Here is a 904-nt window from a genome sequence, read left to right on the forward strand (position 1 = left end):
AACACAGCCAGCTAAATTTTGTCTCACCAGGGCAACGTCATGCACTGCAAGATGGCGCTATTTTAGCGAAGCGCAAGAAAGTGCTTGAGGCGGCGAAGGAAAGAAAACCGATGCGTTGGTCTACAGAGATCAGAAATTGTGAAGCGGTTGGCGCTGTAACACTCAACCCAGATAAGGCACCAGAAGAAGGCGTAATAAATGCAGCTTAATATTTAAACAAAGAGTGACAACTATCTTGAAAAACACCGATTGGGCTGAGGCATCACATACGGCCTGCTCTTTTTCAAGTAATTGTGAGGTGAACTCGCGATAAAAACCCTCTAATTTTGTTTGATAACGTTTATTTCTTAATTGTTTTTTTTCGTAGTCTTGCCACAATTTTTCGAGTGTTTGCGAGCGGTTATGGGATTGACTTGAAGCCGAAGTATTGATGATGCTCATTAATGACATAAATATTTTCTTCTGATGAAATGTTTACAAACCCAAGTGACCAAAAATACAAAACTCGCATACCAAAATAGCGAAAAACGTGCCGACATCCTTAGCAAAGCGACGTTCGAAGAACGCTAGAGCGCTTCGCAGCTAGAGTCTAAAGCCAGCTTGTAAGTATCCTAGATTCTCGCGACTAAAGGCCGTCCTCGATTCTCACTGCCGCAAGCAATTACTTATAAACCAAGCAATGATTGATCAGTTGGTTCTGTATGCTTGGTCGTTGATTCAAAAAAAGTAGCACAGTAACAAGAGACTCATCATTAATGTAGCTAACCTCGTACAGTATTCTAAAATCCTCTTTTATCGCGTGCCTTACTTGAGTAATGCCAAGTTCAACTAACTCTTGACATAWTGCATGGCTCAAAGGATTTTGCGTCACAGATGCTTCAAATGCCTCAATAACTGCCTCAAT

General features: G+C 41.3%; 1 protein-coding gene and 1 pseudogene. One reads left to right on the forward strand and one right to left on the reverse strand.

Going from position 1 to position 904, the window contains the following annotated elements; translation table 11 throughout:
• A pseudogene (locus L5M38_RS24225) lies at positions 1-209 on the forward strand (IS3 family transposase); the annotation flags it as partial.
• 452 nt (positions 210-661) lie between these two features.
• Here the strand turns inward: L5M38_RS24225 and L5M38_RS24230 are convergent.
• A partial coding sequence (locus L5M38_RS24230; protein WP_263180551.1) for a type II toxin-antitoxin system RelE/ParE family toxin occupies positions 662-904 on the reverse strand: 243 nt, incomplete at its 5' end.

Origin of the sequence: Shewanella sp. SM101, assembly GCF_025654465.1 — a bacterium.
Classification (GTDB): domain Bacteria; phylum Pseudomonadota; class Gammaproteobacteria; order Enterobacterales; family Shewanellaceae; genus Shewanella; species Shewanella oncorhynchi.